General features: G+C 50.3%; 17 protein-coding genes. 13 read left to right on the top strand and 4 right to left on the bottom strand.

What is annotated here, in order from left to right:
- Positions 1-102: 102 nt before the first annotated feature.
- The 6 genes from DFP97_RS08130 (at position 103) to DFP97_RS08105 (ending at position 9,164) form a co-directional block, all read left to right on the top strand.
- Complete coding sequence (locus DFP97_RS08130; protein ID WP_114379491.1) at positions 103-2,811, top strand: glycosyl hydrolase family 95 catalytic domain-containing protein; 2,709 nt, start codon at positions 103-105, stop codon at positions 2,809-2,811.
- A 326-nt stretch (positions 2,812-3,137) separates the two neighbouring features.
- Positions 3,138-3,977 (top strand): ABC transporter permease subunit, encoded by an 840-nt coding sequence (locus DFP97_RS08125; RefSeq protein ID WP_114379490.1) that lies wholly within the window; start codon positions 3,138-3,140, stop codon positions 3,975-3,977.
- 32 nt (positions 3,978-4,009) lie between these two features.
- Positions 4,010-4,891 carry a carbohydrate ABC transporter permease gene (locus DFP97_RS08120; RefSeq protein WP_114379489.1) on the top strand — a complete coding sequence of 294 codons (882 nt, stop codon included), beginning with the start codon at positions 4,010-4,012 and terminating at the stop codon, positions 4,889-4,891.
- A 79-nt stretch (positions 4,892-4,970) separates the two neighbouring features.
- Positions 4,971-6,542, top strand: coding sequence for an extracellular solute-binding protein (locus DFP97_RS08115; RefSeq protein WP_114379488.1), 1,572 nt, complete (start codon positions 4,971-4,973; stop codon positions 6,540-6,542).
- Between the two features lie 98 nt (positions 6,543-6,640).
- Positions 6,641-8,407 carry a sensor histidine kinase gene (locus DFP97_RS08110; RefSeq protein WP_114379487.1) on the top strand — a complete coding sequence of 589 codons (1,767 nt, stop codon included), beginning with the start codon at positions 6,641-6,643 and terminating at the stop codon, positions 8,405-8,407.
- Positions 8,382-9,164 carry a response regulator transcription factor gene (locus tag DFP97_RS08105; RefSeq protein WP_114379486.1) on the top strand — a complete coding sequence of 261 codons (783 nt, stop codon included), beginning with the start codon at positions 8,382-8,384 and terminating at the stop codon, positions 9,162-9,164. The genes DFP97_RS08110 and DFP97_RS08105 overlap by 26 nt, the downstream gene beginning before the upstream one ends.
- Here DFP97_RS08105 and DFP97_RS08100 read toward each other — a convergent pair.
- Positions 9,159-10,052 (bottom strand): AraC family transcriptional regulator, encoded by an 894-nt coding sequence (locus DFP97_RS08100; RefSeq protein WP_114379485.1) that lies wholly within the window; start codon positions 10,050-10,052, stop codon positions 9,159-9,161. The genes DFP97_RS08105 and DFP97_RS08100 overlap by 6 nt on opposite strands.
- 252 nt (positions 10,053-10,304) lie before the next feature.
- On the opposite strand from DFP97_RS08100, the gene DFP97_RS08095 reads away from it, so the two are divergent.
- The 5 genes from DFP97_RS08095 to DFP97_RS08075 all read left to right on the top strand — a co-directional run bounded on the left by DFP97_RS08095 (position 10,305) and on the right by DFP97_RS08075 (position 14,252).
- The gene (locus DFP97_RS08095; protein WP_114379484.1) at positions 10,305-10,667 is read left to right on the top strand and encodes a hypothetical protein; all 363 of its coding nucleotides are present in this window, start codon (positions 10,305-10,307) and stop codon (positions 10,665-10,667) included.
- Positions 10,668-10,750: 83 nt separating this feature from the next.
- Positions 10,751-11,584: an electron transfer flavoprotein subunit beta/FixA family protein gene (locus DFP97_RS08090; RefSeq protein WP_181873404.1), complete on the top strand. Its 834-nt coding sequence runs from the start codon at positions 10,751-10,753 to the stop codon at positions 11,582-11,584.
- A 19-nt stretch (positions 11,585-11,603) separates the two neighbouring features.
- Positions 11,604-12,677, top strand: a complete 1,074-nt coding sequence (locus DFP97_RS08085; RefSeq protein ID WP_245975998.1) for an electron transfer flavoprotein subunit alpha/FixB family protein — start codon at positions 11,604-11,606, stop codon at positions 12,675-12,677.
- Complete coding sequence (locus DFP97_RS08080) at positions 12,661-13,971, top strand: FAD-dependent oxidoreductase (RefSeq protein WP_114379482.1); 1,311 nt, start codon at positions 12,661-12,663, stop codon at positions 13,969-13,971. The genes DFP97_RS08085 and DFP97_RS08080 overlap by 17 nt, the downstream gene beginning before the upstream one ends.
- Positions 13,968-14,252 carry a ferredoxin family protein gene (locus DFP97_RS08075; RefSeq protein WP_114379481.1) on the top strand — a complete coding sequence of 95 codons (285 nt, stop codon included), beginning with the start codon at positions 13,968-13,970 and terminating at the stop codon, positions 14,250-14,252. Before DFP97_RS08080 ends, DFP97_RS08075 begins: the two co-directional genes overlap by 4 nt.
- Positions 14,253-14,362: 110 nt before the next feature.
- Here the strand turns inward: DFP97_RS08075 and DFP97_RS08070 are convergent, their stop codons facing one another.
- On the bottom strand, positions 14,363-15,214 hold the full coding sequence (locus DFP97_RS08070) for a helix-turn-helix transcriptional regulator (protein WP_114379480.1): 852 nt from the start codon (positions 15,212-15,214) through the stop codon (positions 14,363-14,365).
- A 165-nt stretch (positions 15,215-15,379) separates the two neighbouring features.
- Here DFP97_RS08070 and DFP97_RS08065 point away from each other — a divergent pair, with 165 nt between their 5' ends.
- On the top strand, positions 15,380-16,768 hold the full coding sequence (locus DFP97_RS08065) for a family 4 glycosyl hydrolase (protein ID WP_114379479.1): 1,389 nt from the start codon (positions 15,380-15,382) through the stop codon (positions 16,766-16,768).
- Between the two features lie 509 nt (positions 16,769-17,277).
- Here DFP97_RS08065 and DFP97_RS08060 read toward each other — a convergent pair.
- Entirely contained in the window at positions 17,278-17,781 is a 504-nt protein-coding gene (locus DFP97_RS08060; protein WP_425453504.1) for a hypothetical protein, read from the bottom strand.
- A 284-nt stretch (positions 17,782-18,065) separates the two neighbouring features.
- Here DFP97_RS08060 and DFP97_RS08055 point away from each other — a divergent pair, with 284 nt between their 5' ends.
- Complete coding sequence (locus tag DFP97_RS08055) at positions 18,066-19,658, top strand: glycoside hydrolase family 28 protein (RefSeq protein WP_114379478.1); 1,593 nt, start codon at positions 18,066-18,068, stop codon at positions 19,656-19,658.
- On the opposite strand, the gene DFP97_RS08050 is transcribed toward DFP97_RS08055, so the two are convergent.
- Entirely contained in the window at positions 19,655-20,497 is an 843-nt protein-coding gene (locus DFP97_RS08050) for a helix-turn-helix transcriptional regulator (protein WP_114379477.1), read from the bottom strand. The two genes, DFP97_RS08055 and DFP97_RS08050, sit on opposite strands and share 4 nt — an antisense overlap.
- Between the last annotated feature and the right edge of the window lie 21 nt (positions 20,498-20,518).

Genomic DNA, 20,518 nt, shown 5'->3' with positions numbered 1-20,518 from the left:
TCTTCTACGCTACATTCGTCGTCTAGATGCATAACGTACCGCCGTATGTATTTATATGATTATTTCTATAGGCTGGGCCTAATAGATTAGGAGGAGAACAAGATGACGAACGGTTTATCAAATACACGCATGTATGCAAAAGGAAACTTCGCCAGCACCTACACGGAGGTTCCGGCTTCCGCTCCGGGCTTCGAATGGCGTGATGGCATGGTTAGCGGCAATGGCGAGAACGGTTATATTACTTCAGGTTCACCTTATACGGACAGCTTTATATTTCAAAATATGTGGTTCAACTATCCTTCCAACCATCCCAGAGCGATTCCGGAGGAGTTGACGGGGCAGCTTGCCGAAGCCCGGCGGAACGTTTTTAACCAAAATGACCAGTGGAAAATTACGTTTCCGGACGGTACGACCAGAAGAAGAACCTTTTTTTACAGCTACCACCCCGGTCACCAGCTCAGGCTTAGCATGGCGAATAAAGGGAACGTGTCGGATTATGAACGGTGGACGAATTATGAAACGGCGGAGACGGGGGTACGCTACGACGACGAGCATGGCACGTGGATTCGAACATCGTTTACGTCCAGGGCGGACAACGTGTCGATCACGAAGATTACGCAATCTTCCACCGGCGCAAAGATTAATATGTTGATCTCAATCGATGACATTTCGAATATGTGCAGGGCGCATAATGAAAGCTCCGAAGTTACGGCACTCCAATATAAAAAACTGGTTGATCCCGATGCAGCGTATATCGCGCAGGTCGTGCATTATCCTTCCTATCCCGGGAGCGAGCTGATCGACGGAGGATACGCCGGATTGACGCAGGTCGTCGTTGTAAACGGTACAAGGAAGAGAGTGATGCTCCCTGACACGAACGAACCGATGAACGTCGGTTCCGAGAAGAATCCGGCCGTTCAAATTATTAACGCGGATGCCGTCTATTTAATCACGCAAACCGACCGGACCCACGGAATGGGCAAAACCGAAGATTTTGCCGGGATGTCGCGGTACGAAATCGTCGATCAACTATATCGGAATACGAATGCTGTTGCCGGCAAATATAAGGACGCATCCGGTCATTTCGATTACGCCGCCGCTCTCGCGCCCCATGCCCAAAACCACGCATCTGAATTCAACGCCGTGAACTTGTTCATTCACGGGGACGACAAGCTAACGGACAACCTGGCATTGATCAACGCGCAAAAAGGGACGGCGACCAAAGTCAATCTTGCGTTTATGGAGCAGGCGTACAACCAGGGAAGATATGCCATGATATGCAGCAGCGGCACCAGCGCACCTCGCTTGTACGGGATGTGGACCGGTGAATGGAATCCCGGCTGGCGAGGCATCTACACCCTTGATGCCAACGTCAATTTGCAGGTCGCGTCGATGAATACGGGCCATCTAACCGAAGCGCAGCTTGGTTATATCACGTTTTTCTTGAGGAACGCACCGGACTTTGAATACAATGCGCGGATGGCGTACGGGATGAACGATGCGCTGCAGGTGTCGGTCAACTCCGACGGTGACCGCGGGATGCATGTGGAATATGACAACGACTATCCGTTTCAATACTGGAATGCCGGGGCAAGCTGGTGTTTGCTGCCCATCTATGAATACTGGCAGTGTTACGGCAACCGGCACATTCCGATCCATGCTAACATGAGGATACATGATCTGCAGCTGCTTCTCGGCGTCAGGGACGGGGGCCTGACCGATGAAGAATTCGCGCAGATCCTAAACCGAGGGTACTTGGATCTGGAAAAGGATATTTTGCTCCCTCTGCTTACAAAGCAGGCTAATTTCTGGGAACAGATTTGCACACCGGAATACTACACGGATAGGAACGGCAATGCCTGCCATCAGAACGGCAAAACGGCATTAAATCCAGGCGAAAAATATATGATTATCCCAGCCTACTCGCCGGAGAATAACCCGATCGGCTATAACAGCACGATTACTGCCAATGCCGCCATGGATATTTCGGCAGCGAGAGACGGACTTCAAATGGTCATCATGTTGGAAAAGGTCGTAAAACGGGACGGATATGAAGCCGCAATCGCCAAATGGGAAGCCTTGCTAGAGCTGCTGCCTGATTACAAATATGATGTTGATGGCGCTTTACGTGAATGGGCGATGAGCGAATATACGGAGAATAACAATCATCGGCATCTGAGCCATCTGTATCCGGCTTGGCCGGCTTATGAAACGCAAAATGATAGGGCATTGGCTCAAGCTGCAAAGATCGCGCTCGAGAACAGAGACAAATACAATACGCAGGATGCGACTGCGGGGCATGGCTGGGTGCATAAGGCACTTGTCAATGCGAGGTTAAAAAATGGTGACGGAGTGCTTTCATCGCTATTGCCAATGATGACCGAGACCGGATATTACGCCTCCCTTATGACAGACCATGATACAAACAGAAGAAACAACACGTATTGCACGGATACGGCATTTGGCGTCGTCGCGGCAGTAAATGAAGCGTTACTATTCTCGAATACGGGCGAAATCGAGGTTCTGCCGGCATTGCCTTCCGACTGGAAAGTGGGATCCATTAATGGACTCATGGCAAGAACCCGGGTTGAGGTTAAGGAGTTAACCTGGGATCTATTATCCAAAACGGTGCGCGTTACGCTCCATTCAAGCGAAAATGATAATGCGATTAAATTACAAGCGGGCATACCTTGGACTGATGCAGTAGTTAACGGCAGTGCCATAAAGGTAATTCAGGAAGGGCTTGGAAAATACGTCCATTTAACGCTGAATGCAGGGATTGATGTTACAGTTGTATTTAATTTGGCTTAATCTTGCTAAGTAAAGCTATTCGTTAAAGAGCCCTGGCACTGGAAGAACCGGAAGCAAGGGCTCTTTGAATTGGAAAATAAAAAGGGATGCGCCATCTTGAAAAAGGACACCAAAACCTGCGAAATGAACCGTTTTCACAAAATGTATGCGCTTTTATAATTTGAGTTAGGAAGGCGGCAGACGGTTAGCCCACACAAAGAAAATCGAAAGGAGAGGCGGAAATCATTCAAAACGACCTGTTTATAAAGCGGTTTCAGAAGCAGCTTCCCTTCCAGCTGTTTGTATGGATCGGACTTGCTTTTCTGCTGGTGTTCAGCTATATTCCGATGTTCGGCATTATCATCGCATTTAAAAATTATAAAATCTCGACCGGCATCGACGGTATATTCACCAGTTCTTGGGCAGGGCTGACGCACTTTAAGGAATTGATCAACGACTATAACTTCCCGATGCTGGTGCGCAATACGCTCGTTTTGAGCGTATTGAAAATCGTTTTTTCGTACCCGATACCGATTCTGTTCGCTATCCTGCTTAGCGAAGTAAGGCATGTGTTTCTAAAGCGGTTCGTGCAGACCGTCAGTTATTTGCCTCATTTTATCTCTTGGGTCGTCGTAACCGGCATCTCATATGCCTTCTTCTCGTCGGGGTTCGGCATCTTCAACGATCTGCTGCTATCCCTGCATCTGATCAAGGAGCCGCTCAATATTTTGACGGATCCGGACTCGTTCTGGGCGCTCGCGGTTTCGACGGCAATTTGGAAGGAAGCGGGGTGGTGGACGATTATTTTCCTCGCGGCGCTTGCCGGCATCGACCCGTCACTTTACGAGGCGGCGGAGATGGACGGCGCGAGCCGGCTCAGAAGAATCTATCACATCACGCTGCCGGGGTTAAAGGGCGCAAGCATCGTTGTGTTGATATTGACGATCGGAAACATGCTGGGCGGCGGGCTGGTCGGTTCGAACTTCGAGCAATCCATGCTGCTTGGTAATACCCTTAACAGCGAGACTTCGCAGATCATTCAGACTTACGCGTTCACGATCGGTTTAGCGCAGGGGAGGTTCTCGTTTGCGACTGCGATCGATCTTATGCAATCCGTTATTTCTGTCTTCTTAATCTTCACAAGCAATGCCATTGCGAAGCGCGTCTCGGGTACCGGGTTGTTCTAGCAACATAAGAAACAGGAGAGTGGTAAACCATCATGCGCCGAAAAAAAACGACCGAAGACCGGGTGCTGGACACGATCATTTCCGTTATTCTTTTTATCGTCGTCTTCGTGACGCTCTATCCTTTCTACTACATCCTATTGATTACGCTTAATTCGGGCACGGACACCGCGGTCGGCGGCATGTATTTTTGGCCGCGGCAATTTACGCTCGGCAACTATCTATACTTTCTCGAGGATCCGAAGTGGATCAGCTCATTCGGAATTTCGATGCTGCGTACGATCGTAGGAACCGCACTTGGGGTCCTGTTCACCGGCATTGTCGCCTACGGACTAGCCAAGCGCGACTTGATCTTCCGCAAAAGCTACTTCCTGATCGTCGTTGTGGCGATGAATTTCTCCGGGGGATTAATTGCCTTCTACATCGTGCTGAAAAGCCTGGGCTTAATTAATACGTTCGGCGTCTACGTCATTCCGGGCATGCTGAACCTGTTTTTCCTGCTGATCGCGATCACGTTCTTCACCGAAATACCCGAGGAGCTTGGTGAATCGGCAAGGATCGACGGCGCCTCGGAGGTTCGCATTTTCACTAAAATCATTTTGCCTGTCTCCATGCCGCTTCTGGCGACGATGAGCTTGTTCATCGGCTCCGGGCAATGGAACGCATGGCTTGATTCGGCTTATTTCGTACAGGATGAGGGATTGCGAACGCTAACCTACCGCATGATGCAAGTGATTAATCAGACGATGGTTCCATCGGGCGAAGCCCAGTCGGCAGCAATGTCAAGGTCTAGCGTTACACCGTTCTCGATTCAAGCGACGGCAATGGTCGTTTCCATTGTCCCGATTCTCGGCGTCTATCCATTCCTGCAAAAATATTTTGTATCCGGCATGATGCTTGGCTCGGTCAAAGGCTAATTTCGAATATGGTTTTTCGGTTGTCTTGCTGAAGGAAGCCGGGCATCCTTAAAATAATTAAGAGCATGGGGGTATAAAAATGAACAAAAGCTTTAGATTACTTATCGTTCTGGTCGCAGCAATGTCATTGGTTTTGTCGGCATGCAGCGGCAACGCCGGCAATGCGCCTGCAAACAGCGGCAAGGCCAATAACGGAGAGGAAAGTGCGACCGGGAATGGGACCGGCCATAGCTCCAAGCCTCCGGTCGAGCTGACGATGTTCGTGGATGCCACCTGGTACCCGTTCCAGGATTGGACGGGCGAAATACCGGAGGCTATTACGAAGGCAACCGGCGTCAAGCCAAAGGTGACGGTGGCAACCGACGACAAGCAGCTCGCCTTGATGGTTGCTTCGGGCGATTTGCCCGACATCGTCGTATCCTTTAACTTCAAGCTTATGTCAGACGGAAATTTAAGTTTGCCCTACAATGAAATCTTTCCGAAACACGCGCCAAACGTGAAGTTCGACCCGGTCAAAGAGCTTGTAAACACGGTAAGCGACGGCAATTATTACGCGATCCGCAACGATTTCTCTTCCGAAGCAGAGTGGAAGGCCAATCCCTACGCCCATATGATGGTACCTGGATTGACGATGCGCAAGGACATTTTGGAGGAGCTCGGCAATCCGTCCATCAAGACGATTGACGATCTGGATAAGGTGTTCGCCGCAGTCAAGGAGAAGCATCCCGAGATGGTGCCGCTTATCTTGAACCCGAACTGGCAGCGGCCTTATTTCGATACCCAATTCGGCGCTGCGGGAGGCTTTGTCGACAAAGACGGCAAGATCGAATATTCCCTCAGGCAGAATGCGACTCGCGATTCGATGCTCTATATAAATAGCTTGTACCGCAACGGGTTTGTTACTTCTGAGAATTTCGCCTACAAAAATGAGTCTGAAACCGAGCAAATGATGTTGGCCGGCAAGGGTTTTGCTTATACGTGGACTTATTCCGGCGCGGACCGTCTTAACGCTAGCGGTAAGGAAAGCGGTTTAGAATTCGTACAGCTTGCCGAGCCGCTTGGCGACAAGGCATCCGTCATCAGCACCGGAACCGGCGGACTCGGCGTATATGTGACGAAGGATAACAGGGACGTGGAGGCGACGGTAAGATTCCTGGAGTATTTGTATTCGGAGGAAGGCTGGCGGTTGGCTGAATGGGGAATTGAAGGGAAAGACTGGACATGGAATGAAGCGGGTTATCCGGAGTTCAACTACAATGTTCAGGATTTGGAGGTTCTGAAGCAAAAGGGCGTGTATTGGTGGGGAGTACCGACGGAAACCGGCGTCGGTATGGCTCTGAGCTCCTATAAAAGCGGATCGGAGACGACACGTCAAGGGGAGGCCTACTCCAAAATTACGACGTTTAACCCGGCCATAGGGATGATTAATCCGGAAACCGATTCGCCCGAGCAGATCATCCGGACCAATATCGACAATATGGTGAGGACGGAGGTTACGAAGGTGTATTTGGCGCCGACGGAGGAAGAAGCTTTGCGGGCGTATGAGGACATGCTGGAGAAAGCGGAGAAAATAGGCATGGCGAAGCTGGAGACATGGGCGACCGAGCAATACGGTCCATTAAAGGAAAAGTATGATGCGTTGACGAAGTAACGCAAACCATTAAAGCTCATAGGAAAAGCAGGCTCACTAGAGGGCTGCTTTTCCTATGAGCTCCTTCGATTTTTACCAACTTGTCCAGGGGAGAGTCGATGATGCGCATCAGCACCAAGATGATTATAGGCTATCTTTTTCTCGTTGTGCTCCCGTTCCTTGTCTTTGCGATCTTTATTTATAATCAATTGCATGAGCGATTAATGACACAGTATCAAATGACCAATCAGCAGAATATTGAGCAGCAGGCCGCTAACCTCGACGCTGACATGGCCAAAATCGAGTCGTTGTATTCCATATACCAGAACAATACCGCATTAATTGATTTTTTGCGGGGCGATTATACAGATGACCGGGAGCTTATTTATTCATTTCTGAAGGAAATCAGTCCCGCCTTCTCTTTCGCTTCCCTCGGGGAGCCGATGGTCAAGCAGATCATTGCGTATCCGAAAACCGGGAAGCTGCTGCTCTCCGTTCCTGAATTCGGGGACTATTCGGAGCTTGGCGACATGCTAAGCGCGGAGGATATGGCAAGTCTTCGTCCTGCCAAAGGTTTGTGGAAGAAATCTTTTGAATCGGCCTCCGGTCCCGTCCTGACCTATTACCATAAGCTCTATAACGACACGTATACCAGCGAGCTCGGAATTCTCCGAATACTGGTGAAACCTGCGCTAATCGGGGAATTTATTCAAGCGCTAAGCGCCATGCATCCGAATAACGCGATCCTGCTGACCGGCTCGGATGGGGAGATTGTCTACGCGGTCAGGGATACGCAGCTTAGCCCCGTGCAGCTCGCGAATATTCAAGCGGCCATCCGGCGCGGGGAAGACAAGTCGTTTCTGGCAGACCGCGGTAAGCTCCTAGTGAATACGGTGCGGGCGGCGCGGCTTGGCTTAACCCTCGTCGAGGTAAACCGGCAGGACACCCTTTTCCAAACGATGTGGACCAAGCTGTGGTGGGCGGGTGCGGGAGCTGCGCTGCTTATTATTCTGTCGGTTTTCTATTACGTGCTAATATCGTCGTTGACGAAACGGATCTTATTGCTGTCCCGGCACATGAGGAAGGTCAGTCAGGATTTTCTAGGCAATCCCTATACCGGCAAGCCCGGCAAGGATGAGATCGGCTTTCTTATTTCGAACTATAACGCAATGATCGGGCGCATCGATGAACTGGTCAACCGCGTCCAAAAGGTGGAATTGCTGAAGAAGGAGGCGGATTTCAAAATGCTGCAAGCGCAAATTCAGCCTCATTTTCTGTACAATACGCTGGAGACGATGCGAATGCTGGCCAGATCCAACCATGATCATAAGGTAGCTGAGATGGCATTTTCATTAGGCAATCTCCTGAGATACAGCTTATCCAAAACGGCCGATACGACGCTGAAGGAAGAGGTTGAGCATGTCCGTTCGTATATCGCAATCCACCAAATCCGGATGCGGGATTTGAAGGTTGAATTCGAGTTGGACGAACGCCTCTTATCGCTCCGTTGCCCGCGATTTATTTTGCAGCCGCTTGTTGAAAACGCTTTGCTCCATGGATTGTCCGGGAAAAAGGGAGGCAAGCAAATCGCCGTTCGGCTGACGCAAGACCAAGGCTTCGCGCTCATCGAGGTATGCGACAACGGGAAGGGCATCGGGCAGGACAAGATCGAGAGATTGAGAAAAAAGATAAACGGAGAACCGGCTGCCGCATTCATCCATCAAGGTACGGGGATAGGGCTTAACAACGTGGCGGAAAGAGTCAAAGCTTATTTCGGCCAAGAATCGGCAATGTCCATCGAAAGCAAGACCGGCGAATGGACGAGATGCTCACTTAAACTTATGCTGGAGGAGGATAGCCATGCTCAAGCTGATGATTGTGGATGACGAGCCTATTATTCTGTCGGGGATCAGGGACATGGTCGAGCAAGCGAATACGGCATTTACGAGGATCGCGACAGCTTGCGATGGGACGGAAGCGCTGGACATGATGGCCTACTTCCGGCCGGACGTCATCATTACCGATATTCAGATGCCGGAAATGGACGGCCTCTCCTTCATTCGCCAGGCAAAGACAAGGAATGTCACGCGATTCATCATTCTTTCGGGATACGACGTCTTTCAATACGCGCAGGATGCGATACGCCTGCAGGTTGCGGAATATTTGCTGAAGCCGATTGACGAGAGGCAGCTTATCGAGCTATTGAAGCTCATGTCCCTTGACATTATCGGACGGCAGCATCCCCATGCTTCAACCGTTAGCGAGCAGGAACAGGATGCCGCGCAAGACTCGTTTAGCGAGCATGTCAAAATGCTGAAGGACTATATACACAATAATTTTATGAAGGATATCTCGCTGTCCGACGCGGCGGCTTACTTGAATCTTCATCCGGCGTATACCGGCCAATTATTTAAGAAAGAGACAGGCGATTCGTTCGTACACTACATTAATCAATGCCGAATAGACAAAGCAAAAGAATTGCTTGCCGGCAGGAACCAAGTTGCTCTCGAGAAGATCGCAGCCTGCGTAGGTTTCGAAAACCGCCGCACGTTCTATAAAGTATTCCGTAAATATGTTGGCCAAACGCCCGGGGAGTATAGGGAACGCATCCAACGCCCGACACAGAGTACCGATTGTTTATGAGAGCTTATGATGCTCCCTATAAGCGCTTGGCGTTATTCCATAAAGCTTTTTAAAGGTTTGACTAAAGTGTTCAAGCGTCGCGAAACCGGTTTGTTCGGCGATACGGCTTACAGACATTGGCGTTGTCGCAAGAAAATAGGCTGCCGCGCTCATTCTCGCCTGCTGCCGCTTCTGCGTGAAGGATACGCCGTAGCGGCTTTTTAGCGTTCTTTCCGTCTGCCTCACGCTAAGTCCGAGCCTGTCGGCCAGGGATTGAAGCGTAATCGTTGCATATTCGCCTAGAAAGCTGTTCTCGATGATGACGAGCCGGTTATCGTCGAGCGTTTTTAGCTGTACGGGACGAAGCGAAGGCTGATTGCTTGTATAATTTCGGACCAGCCTGATAATTAACTGCTCAATGATCCCGATTACCATCGAGTAATATCCTATATGTTGTTGCGTGGTTTCATGTGCTAGCTGTTGGAACAATGGCAGCATCTGCTGTGTGTCCTGTCCGATCCAGAACGGCGTACGGACTACGATATCTGCCATGTGCGCGAGGTCCTGCTCCTTCGTAGTCTTGTTAGCCAAGCCTTCGATGTCCCCGATCACTTCAAAGCAAATGCAATATTCGGCCATGGGGTCTTCAGGATTCGTAATCTGTTCGTGAGTCACATCAGGACCGGTCATAAAAAGGGTGTTAGCCGATATCGGATAACGTTGGCCGTTTGCGACCAAGGTGCCTTGCCCTTGCGGAATGAAATGCAGCTCGTAGCTTTTGTTGCTGTGTGCGTGTTCCCGAAATGAGCTGTAAAAATAGCCGAATCGAACGTAAAGGATGTTCAGCATAAGATCGCCGAAAGGGATCTTCACGTCCATATGGTCCATGTGTATGGGAGGAAAATTCATGGGCGGAACCTCCGTTTCCTTTCTTCCATCTTAGCTTAGTCGGAATACGTCCGCAACGCATGGGATTGCATGCATAGTTTTTTCCGGAAGACACCTTTACGGGTGTCTTTTTTGCGTAATGGAAGAACGAAAGAAAGATTTCCCCGGTCCCGCATATAATGAACCGTAACCTTACCACGCCATGGTAAATATGAAAGCGTTTAAAAGCCTTAATCGTTAAGCTCTTATAAAAATGGCGAGGGGGCTGTAAGCATGGGCCAGTTCCTGAATCTGGAGAGCTTTTTCCAAAGACCGCATATTCCGATCGGGCAGCGCGACAAGGAACAGTTGGGCGAGATCTACATCCGCAATGACGGGAAGCGCCATGCATTCGCGAACTGGCTTATCGCCTTGATGTGGGAAGAGGATGAAATCGACGCCGGCTGGAAAACGATCGTTTACCCGGTGGCGAAAGAGAGGGTCTTTTGGCTCGTTCCTCCGCTCTTCTATACGACGGTCCCCTCAACCTTTGACAAAGCATGGAGACTTTCGGAAGCGATCAAAACAAGCTCCCGTAACGATGAGCTGACCGAGAAGTACGTTCATCCGTACTGGGACGACTGGGAGAAGATTTGACTTATGCTTCCGAAGCGAGTTTTTGCTCGTTGACGGAAGTCGATTCAGTGAAGCCGTAAAAACTTTTAGGAGGTGTGCGACGAGTGCTGCATATTATCGTTTGCATCAAGCAGGTTCCCGACAGCCGGGAAATCCGGATCGATCCCGTCAACAATACGTTAATCCGCCAGGGCGTGCCGAGTATCGTCAATTTCTACGATCTGCACGGCCTGGAAGAGGCGTTGCGCATCAAGGATGAGCATGACGCCAGAGTCACGGTCGTCACCATGGGGCCGCCTCCTGCCGAGAAGTCGCTGAAGGAATGCATTTCGCTCGGCGCGGACGAGGCCGTTCTCGTCACCGACCGGAAGTTTGCAGGCGCGGATACGCTTGCGACTTCTTACGTTGTGGCGCGGACGATCCGCAAGGTAGAGGAGCTGTGGGGGAAAGCGGACATTGTGTTTTGCGGCAAGCAAACGCTGGACGGGGATACCGGGCAGGTCGGCCCCGGCATTGCGTGCCGCTTGGACCTGGAGCAGCTGACGTATGTGGGAAAGGTCGCCGATGTGAACCCCATCAGTCGGAAAGTTACCGTTCACCGGTATTTGGAGGACGGGCTTGAGGTCGTTGAGTCTTCCATGCCGCTGCTTATTACCGCGCTTAAGGAGCTGAACAAAGTCCGCAGAGCTTCGCTGCCGGGCATGATCCGGGCTGCCGGTTACAAGCCGTACATATGGACGACCGCCGATTTCCCCGATCTGGACAACGCCAAGATCGGCTTAAAAGGATCGCCGACGATCGTCAGCAAAACCTGGGTGCCCGAAGTCAGAAAAATAAACGGCCAAATCGTAAGCGGCGATTCTCCCGAGCAAGTGGCCGGGGAGCTGGTAGGTAAGCTGTGGGAGAGCGATCTGCCGGAAAGATTCGGGTGGACGTAACCTTTAGGAGGGGATGCAGATGACTGCTGCAAGAGATGCGGAACAAACGTCCGATTGGTCCGATTACCGTGGCGTGCTCGTTGTCGTGGAGCAGCGGGACGGGGAAGCCAAGAAGATTTCCTGGCAGCTGCTGGGGGAGGGGAAAAGGCTTGCCGAGAAGCTGGAGGTTCAACTGATGGCGCTAGTCATCGGGCACGAGGTGGGGCATTTGGCGCAGGAAGCGATTTATTACGGTGCGGACAAAGTATTTTTGTGCGAGGCGCCCGAGCTGAAAGCGTACCGGACGAGGCCTTATAGCCGTATCGCGATGAAGGTCATCGGAGAGGCTAAGCCTGAAATTTGTCTGTTCGGCGCGACGGGCACCGGCAGGGATTTGGCCGGCGCGATCGCCACCCACCTGCCGACCGGACTGACTGCGGATACGACCGAATTGGATGTCGAGCCGCCGCCGTCGCGGCTGCTGCTCGCTAGCCGCCCCGCCTTTTCGGAGAAAATGATGGCTACGATCTTGTGTAAGCAGTATCGGCCTCAGATGGCTACGGCCCGCGCGGGCGTGTTCCAGGCGCTGCCGCGTGATGCCACCCGCGAAGGCGAGGTCATCCGCATCGCGAACGGGATGACCGAGGAGCAAATTGCGACGCGGGTGCTGGATTTCATCCAGGAACGCGACAAAATCAATCTGGAGGAAGCGGAAATTATCGTCGCCGGCGGTCGGGGGCTGGGAGGATCGGAGCCTTTCGCCATGCTGAAGGAGCTGGCCGACGCTCTCGGGGGAATCGTCGGCGCTTCCCGGGCAGCCGTCGATGCGGGCTGGATCAAGCATGAACATCAGGTCGGGCAAACCGGCTGCACCGTAAGACCGAAGCTTTATTTTGCCATCGGCATATCCGGAGCGGTTCAGCATATTGTCGGAATGTCCAATTCGGATGTGATCGTGGCGATTAATAAAGATCCGGAAGCGCCTATTTTCAATACCGCACATTACCGCATCGTCGGGGATTTGTTCAAAATCGTCCCTGCCATCACGGCCGAAGTGAAGAAGAAACGAGCGATTTTGCGGGAGGAGGTGAAGGGTTATGAACGAAAAGTTTGATGCTGTCGTCGTCGGCGCCGGACCGGCCGGCGCAGCCGCCGCGCTGACAATGGCCCGGGCAGGGCTGCGCGTCGTGCTGCTGGAGCGGGGCGAGTTTCCAGGCTCGAAAAATATTTTCGGCGGGGTGCTGTACCGGAAGCAGCTGGAGGAGATGATCCCCGAATTTTGGACGGAAAAAGGGTTCCCGATGGAGCGCTACATCGTCGAGCAGCGGGTATGGATGATGGGCAAGGAATCCGTGACCACGTTCGGCCACCGGAACGAAGCCTACAAGGCGCCTTATAACTGCTTCACCGGGCTCAGGGTGAAGTTCGACCAGTGGTTTGCCGACAAGGCGGTCCAGGCCGGGGCTATCCCGGTCTATCAAACGGTCGCGGTAGATTTGCTTAGAAAAGACGGCCGCGTCGTCGGCGTGAAGACGGATCGGGACGACGGGGATCTGTACGCCGACGTCGTCGTCATTGCGGACGGTGTCAATTCCTTGCTAGGCAAATCACTCGGCGTGCATAAGGAATGGCGGCCCGACGAGGTATCGCTCGCGGTGAAGGAGGTGATTGCCCTTCCGAGGGAGAAAATTCAGGACCGGTTCAATCTGGAAGGCGACGAGGGTGTCACGATCGAGTTTATCGGCGAGACCTCTTTAGGGATGGCGGGGATGGGATTTTTATATACGAACAAGGAGACGCTCTCGCTCGGCATCGGCGTCATGGTCGATCAGCTGCGGGAGAAGCGAATCAAGCCGTATGCCGTGCTGGAGGCGGCCAAGCAGCATCCGATGATCCGTAAATTGATTCAGGGCGGGGAGGTGCTGGAATACTCGGGGCATCTCATCCCCGAGGGCGGCTATCATTCGATGCCTCCTCTATCCGGAGACGGTTGGGTGATCGCGGGTGACGCGGCGCAGATGGTCAATCTCGTTCACCGGGAGGGCACGAACCTCGCCATGACGTCGGGGAGGCTGGCAGGCGAGGCTATCGTCGAGGCCAAACTGAAGAATGATTTTTCCCGGGAGACGCTGCAGCTGTACGATAAGAAGATCCGAAGCTCGTTTATCGAGAAGGACTTGAGGAAATATAAAGGGATGCATGAGCTGCTGAAGGAACAAGATCCGGAGCTGCTGTTCGACAAGCTGCCGTCGGCGCTCAATGAAGCCGCTTATCAGATGTTTCTGGTTGACGGGGTTTCCAAGGCACAAAAACAAAAAATGGCCATAAAATTAATGAAGGACGCTGCTGGCGGGACTATGAATTTACTAAAGCTGGGCTACAAAGGCTGGAGGGCGATGAACGGATGAGCGATTCAATTTCCGACAAGCTGTATACGATCCGCTACAAGTGCGACGACGTATCCCATCTAATCATTAAGGAACGGGACCACTGTCTGAAATGCGTGAAGAAGGACTGCAATTATTTTTGCCCGTCCGATGTGTACGATTGGGACAAAAAGCAGAAGCTGACGACCGTCGCGTATGAAAACTGCATCGAATGCGGCACATGCAGGATCGCATGCCCCTACGACAACATCGATTGGGTTTACCCAAAAGGGGGGTACGGCATCACCTATAAATACGGCTGACTGCAGCATTTCCAGCCCGCACCGGACCTGTATCCGAGCGGGCTTTTTGCATGGATGGCAACAAATGAGGTCTGGACATGACTTGTAGGGTAGTGTTTGGCTCAGCTTTTTTACTCGAACTTTGAGGGAGGAACGTTATAGTATTTTTTAAAAGCTTTCGAAAACGTAAAAGGATCGGGATAGCCCAGAAGGTTGGCAATTTGTTGAATCGTATATTTCTTTTCGTTCAGATATTCCCTCGCCCGGTTCATTTTAATCTGGTAAATATATTGTCCCGGAGTAATGCCCAAGGCTTTTTTGAAATAAGTGATAAAATATTTTTCGGATATGCCTACAAGCACTGCAAGCTCATTCATTTTAATAGATTTGTGCAGATAGTTATTAACGTAATCGAATACCGGCTTCAGCACGTCCAAATTCCTCTCGACTTTTCTTGACTTTCTCCCATTCAGAAATGTGCCGGTATATTGGCCATGTCCGTAGAGTTCGATAATTTTGGCAATAACGGCCATCAGACAAGCCTTTAAATATAAACGGTTCCCAGGTATGCTTCGTAATAGACTCGATTGCGTAAAGGCTTTGCCGAACAAAATGGCTTCTTCCCGGATCAGCACTTGCGGTATGATTCCCGAGAGCTGAAAATCGTTTAGAATCCGCCCTTGCTTGCCGATTTCAAAATCAAAATGAATGTAAATAAACCGGCACCCCTTATCGGTGGCAGTTGCCATATAGGGAACCCCTGGGTAAAAAAAGACCACATCTCCCGGGTTTGCTGTATGTTCAATACCATCGATAGTAATGGTCACGCTTCCGGATTGAACGAACCAAAGATCATAGTCGATGTGCGCCTTGTGTTCAATCCATCTCACGTCGTGGGCAAGCTCAAAGAAGGATTTCATTCGAAGCGAGATCAATTCCGACAATTCATTGAGAATTCCCATGTTTGTCATTTTCATATTCATTGCCATTCTCCTACCAGAAGACATTTCTCATGTTATTTTAGTATATCATTGAATTTAATGATCATAAATATTCGTACTATTTGACATGAAGGTGATACTATCACATATTCAACTTTTAAACCATTCTCCTATAATGAGGTTATAACTTATTAGGAGGACTTGATCATGATGGATTCGAAAGTTTCACAACCGAAGGTAGTTGTCATTGGGGCTGGGAGTCTTTTCTTTGGGCGGCAGTCAATCTGGCAGATGGTTCACTCTAAATATTTGAATAACGGAACACTTGCTTTAGTAGATACTGACGAAGAAAAACTATCCAAGATGGTAAGGCTCGCTGAAATGGTTGCAAAGGAAAACAATGTATCCCTTAAAGTGGAAGGCTCGACGAATTGGAGACAGGTATTGAAGGGCGCGGATTTCGTCGTTCTCAGTTTTGCTGAGGATACCGTAAAATACCGCGGCATCGATTGCCAGGTTTCTTTAAAATACGGAATTCGGATGTGCTCTGGGGATACCATCGGTCCAGGCGGAATCTTCAGGGCGATGAGAGAGCTGCCGTTCATTATGGAATGCGCTAAAGACATTGAGGAACTTTGTCCTGATGCATGGGTAATCAATTACATCAATCCATCTACCGTCCATGGGATCGCGTTAAGCCGATATGCGCCGAAACTAAAATCGTTCGCGCTGTGCGACAGTCATCATATGCCGCACATAAAAGCGGATTATGCGGTTCGAGCGGGGATCATTCAGGATAGAAGAGAGTTTACCAAGGAGATCGACGGGAGATTTGATTTCCGCGTTGCCGGCGTTAATCACTTCACCTGGCTGCTTAAGGCGGAGTATGAAGGAATGGATGTTATGACCCCGATCGCCGAGGCATTAAGAAAGTCGGCGGCTACGGAAAACAATGGTGGGGATACTGGCGCGAAAGCGCTATATAACGATGCCATCACCTATGAGCTTTATAATATTTTCGGGTATATCCCGACATGCACGGCCCATACCAAAGAATACGTCCGGTACTGGCAAGGGCTTGGCAAGACGAAGGACGCCATCCCGCCTTTAAAGATTTGGGAAACGGAAGACCGGTATAAGCGTCATGAAGAGATGTGGCGGCAAGTGGACGACTTCATTACCGGGAATATACCGATCTCCGATTATATGAAATCCTTCGGACCCGATCATGCAACGGATATTATCGAAAACATGGTCGGCAATTTGGGGAAACGCTTCTTCATCAATTCGCTCAATAACGGCGCGGTGACCAACATGAATGACGATGCGTTCCTTGAGCTTTTAAGCGAAGTCAGCATGGATGGCATCAAGCCGCTTCACGTGGGTGAAATGCCGCGGGGAATCCGGGGCATGCAGGAGCTTGTGCTGGATACGCACGAACTGACTGCGGAGGCTGTTGTGGAACGGAGCTTCACAAAATTGAGAAGAGCGATGATGACCGATCCGCTTGTGAATTCCATACATGATGCGGATTTGATTATTAAAGAGTTGTTGGAACTGGAAAGGGAGATCATCCCCGGATATTGGTACGAGTAACGAAGGAGCTTAGGATCAGCCGAAGCTATGTGTCTGGATAGAGAAAAGAGCGTTGATGACCATCCCAAGACGGATAAGCGAGTTATACGAGTTCCATAGCATACAAACAACCGATCCTAACAAGGGTCGGTTTTTGTATTTAGAGCCAGCGTGAGAAGACCCCAGGGGGTTCGTCCCGCACGCAGGGACTGGTATCGGTGCCTTATTGGCACCTGAACAGGCTAGCACGGCGTCTAATTCAACCTTAGCGATTTCCTTCGTCGGATAAAGCTTCTTCGGAAGGTTAATCAGGAATTAGACAGCCCTTCTGGGCTCGACCATATACAGTCGTCTAATAGCTAAGGTGTGTTTTTTAACGGAAGCAGCGGCTGTTAATCAGTTCAAATTGCTCCTTTTATAATCTAACGGAAATGTGCACTCTTATTTGGCCATAATTCAGTGAAAGTAAGCCATCTAAGCGTAAATAAAAGCATTTAGCTCCGTTAGATTTTCAAAGCCTTAACTTTCGATTAAATAGAGGCCATAGCAGCCGTTAAAAAATCGCTCGAGATCCGGTTATTACCCAAGCTTCTACGTACGATATCGCTGATCCCCGCTAGCGACGACGAGCAATTTTTTGTTAACCAAATCACGAAGATTTTCTCTGGTGTGGCGTTCCGATAGCCGCAGATGCGCTGAAAGTTCTCGAGGTGTGAAAGGACGCACCATTCTGCGGGCAAAGCGCAGCGTTTCCGCCAGCTCAGGGTTCGGTAATCTTGTATTTCAATACAGCCCTTGGCCCCTCCGGCATATGCCAGATCAAGGTAGCGGCAGCCATTTCTCATGTCCCGAACCTCATACTCAGGATACAAATAGTCCAGGTTTCCGATAGTTGGGAACCAGATCGAGCGCAAATACGCTACAGTTCCGTAGCCTAATCCTTTGTGCAGAAGTTCCCGCCTTCTGGGGTTCTTCTCCTCGGCAATCTGATTTGATAGCCGCTGCTCATAAACTTCATCGAACATGCTACTCATCTACTCACAAGATCTGGCGGATTTATGCAAAAAGCCGCCTTAATACGACATTGCTCAAAAGAGCTGTCTGTATCAAAGCGGCATGTGCTTCACGCGTTTAAAAAAGTTTAAGTCCAAACGTTTGAATGGGCAGCTTGGTAGTACTGAAACAGAATCTCTTTTGTAAAACGGACAAGAATATATAATTTTATTCAAAGAAGACAAAATCATTAGCTCAAAAATAATATATTGTTGTTCTATAATTAGGTAATGGAAATTGAATTTGAATCAATGGAGGGGATGCCATGGAATCGCAAAAAACAATAACCGATTTAAATGGGGAAGTGCCGGATGTGAAGTTACCGGATATACCGGATCATACCGTAAAGATAACTGACTTCGGTGCAGTCGGGGATGGCCGAACAGACAATTCCAAGGCGTTCCGCCAGGCTATAGAAGCATGCGTTAAAGCCGGGGGAGGAAGGGTAATCATTCCGCCAGGATTATGGTTGACCGGTCCTCTTCTATTGACGAGTCGGCTTGAGCTGCACACGGAGGCAGGGGCGACCGTGTTATTCAGCAGACGGTTCGAGGATTACCCGTTGATTGCGTCTAATTTTGAAGGGAAACCTTGGATACGATGCCAGTCGCCCCTGGATGCTGAAGGACAAGAACACATAGCAATTACGGGAATGGGTGTATTTGACGGCGGGGGAGACGCTTGGCGACCTGTAAAACAGTGGAAAATGACGGGGATGCAATGGGACCGGTTGGTTCGCTCCGGAGGGGTAGTTGGTGACACGGACGGAGTATGGTATCCGACTAAAGCCGCGATGGAAGGAGCAGGCTGCGTTGAAGAGCTGACTCAGAAGGGAAAATGGACACCGGCAGATTTATTGCCTTATCGCGACTACTTGCGGCCAAACCTGCTTAGCTTCCGGAGATGCAGCCGTATTTTATTGGATGGACCAACCTTTCAAAACTCGGCAGCATGGAATTTGCATCCATGGGCGTCGGAGCATGTGACGATTAGGAATGTCAACGTACGAAATCCGTGGTATGCGCAAAACGGCGACGGCCTTGATATCGATTCCTGTCGCTATGCGCTCGTAGAAGGATGTACGTTTGACGTGGGGGATGACGCCATATGTTTGAAGTCTGGCAAGGACGAGGCCGGGCGCTCGCTCGGTATTCCGAGTGAGTACATTACGATTAGAAATTGCACGGTTTACCACGGGCACGGGGGATTCGTCATCGGCAGCGAAATGTCCGGCGGTGTCCGCCATGTAAAGATTAGCGATTGTACGTTTATGGGCACGGATATCGGACTCCGGTTCAAGAGCACAAGAGGTCGAGGAGGAATTGTCGAGAATATTATCATCGAGCGAATCCGTATGACGGATATTGCAGGTGAAGCGATATCCTTTAACCTTTTTTACGAAGGACTAGAAGGTTCGGGTACAGCGAGCGAAATTAGTTTTCCGGTCTCGGTGGAAACCCCGATTTTCCGTAACATTCTCATCAAAGACGTGGATTGTGTCGGGGCAGATAAGGCATTTCTCGTAAACGGTTTAGCGGAAATGCCGCTTGAAGGAGTGAAGGTGCAAAATTATAACGCCGTTTCCCGCCAAGGCGTCGTATGCCATAACGCAAAAAGGCTTTCTTTGGAAGATGTGAGCCTGTTTACGTCGGAAGGACCCCTCGTAAAGCTGCACCAATGTCAGGAGGTTGAGATCGTCCGCTTAGGAGGATCGGGGGGAAAGAATGAAAATAGAATGCTGGAAGTATCCGGCGCTCACTCTGCCAGTATCAAATGCTCCGATCCATTAACAGCTTCGACGCATCGAGTTGTTTCGGCGGCATCCGATGTTGGCAGACATCAAGTTGAATTGAGTTAATAGTGATGATCCTGCCTGTAGTGCAAGGGCGAAACCCCGGTTACATTTTTAAACGTTTTGTTAAAATGGGAAACATGTTCGAAGCCGACCTGCTCAGCAATGGCATGTACCTTCTGACGGGTTGTCCTGAGCAGCTTTTGCGCTTCACGGATCCGGGCTACCCGAATGTACTCGCTAATATGGAAGCCGGTCAGCTTCAGGAAGATGCGGCTTAGATAGGCCGGACTGATGAAATATTGCTGAGCCAGCTTCTCCAGCGTTAGAGCGCTGCGGAAGTTCATTTGAATATAAGACGTAATTTCCGACACCTTTTGATGCATGGGATGACTCGATTGCGGCAATAACGGACTGACGGCGTCTATTCGGTGAAGCCAAATCAGCAGCTCGGCGAGAAGATGGCGCACATAAGCGTTGTATAACGAGTGTTGATCCTTGCATTCTCCGACCATTTGCAACAAGAGTCGTTCAATCTCCGGCTGCTCCTTTCGGGGTACCCGTATTAAGGCGGATTTCTGAAAGGGAGGCAGCTGAAGCAAACTTCTGCTCGCTTCATGGAGAAATTCCGGGGTGAAATGAATCAGTATCCGCTCGAATTGTTCCACCTGCGAACTTGCCGTTGAGTGAAGGTCATGGGGGACGATTATGACAATGTCGCCTTGTTGCGCGACATGCACGTTGCCGTTAATAAAGTATACACGCTCGCCTTCCAACAAGCAGTACAGCTCATAGAAAGTATGCGAATGAGGCCGCGGCATCGAAGAGAAGCCGTAACGGCGCATACGTTGAATGGAAAATGACGAACCGTCAATGGTGTATTTATTTTCGATAAGATCATTCATACGTAATCCCTCCGCTCTTAT

Source organism: Paenibacillus prosopidis (assembly GCF_003337375.1).
In the GTDB taxonomy this organism is placed as follows: Bacteria; Bacillota; Bacilli; order Paenibacillales; family Paenibacillaceae; genus Pristimantibacillus; species Pristimantibacillus prosopidis.
The sequence above is the reverse complement of the archived record's forward strand: the minus strand, read 5'-3'. Positions and strand labels throughout refer to the sequence as shown.

Excerpts from the sequence above, each read along its gene's own strand:
- DFP97_RS08120 (WP_114379489.1), top strand. The coding sequence starts at position 4,010 with ATGCGCCGAAAAAAAACGACCGAAGACCGGGTGCTGGACACGATCATT.
- DFP97_RS08100 (WP_114379485.1), bottom strand. The coding sequence starts at position 10,052 with ATGAATTTTCCTCCCATACACATGGACCATATGGACGTGAAGATCCCT.
- DFP97_RS08055 (WP_114379478.1), top strand. The coding sequence starts at position 18,066 with ATGGAATCGCAAAAAACAATAACCGATTTAAATGGGGAAGTGCCGGAT.
- DFP97_RS08070 (WP_114379480.1), bottom strand. The coding sequence starts at position 15,214 with ATGAATATGAAAATGACAAACATGGGAATTCTCAATGAATTGTCGGAA.
- DFP97_RS08060 (WP_425453504.1), bottom strand. The coding sequence starts at position 17,781 with ATGAGTAGCATGTTCGATGAAGTTTATGAGCAGCGGCTATCAAATCAG.
- DFP97_RS08125 (WP_114379490.1), top strand. The coding sequence starts at position 3,138 with ATGTTCGGCATTATCATCGCATTTAAAAATTATAAAATCTCGACCGGC.
- DFP97_RS08080 (WP_114379482.1), top strand. The coding sequence starts at position 12,661 with ATGAACGAAAAGTTTGATGCTGTCGTCGTCGGCGCCGGACCGGCCGGC.
- DFP97_RS08050 (WP_114379477.1), bottom strand. The coding sequence starts at position 20,497 with ATGAATGATCTTATCGAAAATAAATACACCATTGACGGTTCGTCATTT.
- DFP97_RS08085 (WP_245975998.1), top strand. The coding sequence starts at position 11,604 with ATGACTGCTGCAAGAGATGCGGAACAAACGTCCGATTGGTCCGATTAC.
- DFP97_RS08130 (WP_114379491.1), top strand. The coding sequence starts at position 103 with ATGACGAACGGTTTATCAAATACACGCATGTATGCAAAAGGAAACTTC.
- DFP97_RS08065 (WP_114379479.1), top strand. The coding sequence starts at position 15,380 with ATGATGGATTCGAAAGTTTCACAACCGAAGGTAGTTGTCATTGGGGCT.
- DFP97_RS08095 (WP_114379484.1), top strand. The coding sequence starts at position 10,305 with ATGGGCCAGTTCCTGAATCTGGAGAGCTTTTTCCAAAGACCGCATATT.
- DFP97_RS08115 (WP_114379488.1), top strand. The coding sequence starts at position 4,971 with ATGAACAAAAGCTTTAGATTACTTATCGTTCTGGTCGCAGCAATGTCA.
- DFP97_RS08110 (WP_114379487.1), top strand. The coding sequence starts at position 6,641 with ATGATGCGCATCAGCACCAAGATGATTATAGGCTATCTTTTTCTCGTT.
- DFP97_RS08075 (WP_114379481.1), top strand. The coding sequence starts at position 13,968 with ATGAGCGATTCAATTTCCGACAAGCTGTATACGATCCGCTACAAGTGC.
- DFP97_RS08105 (WP_114379486.1), top strand. The coding sequence starts at position 8,382 with ATGCTCAAGCTGATGATTGTGGATGACGAGCCTATTATTCTGTCGGGG.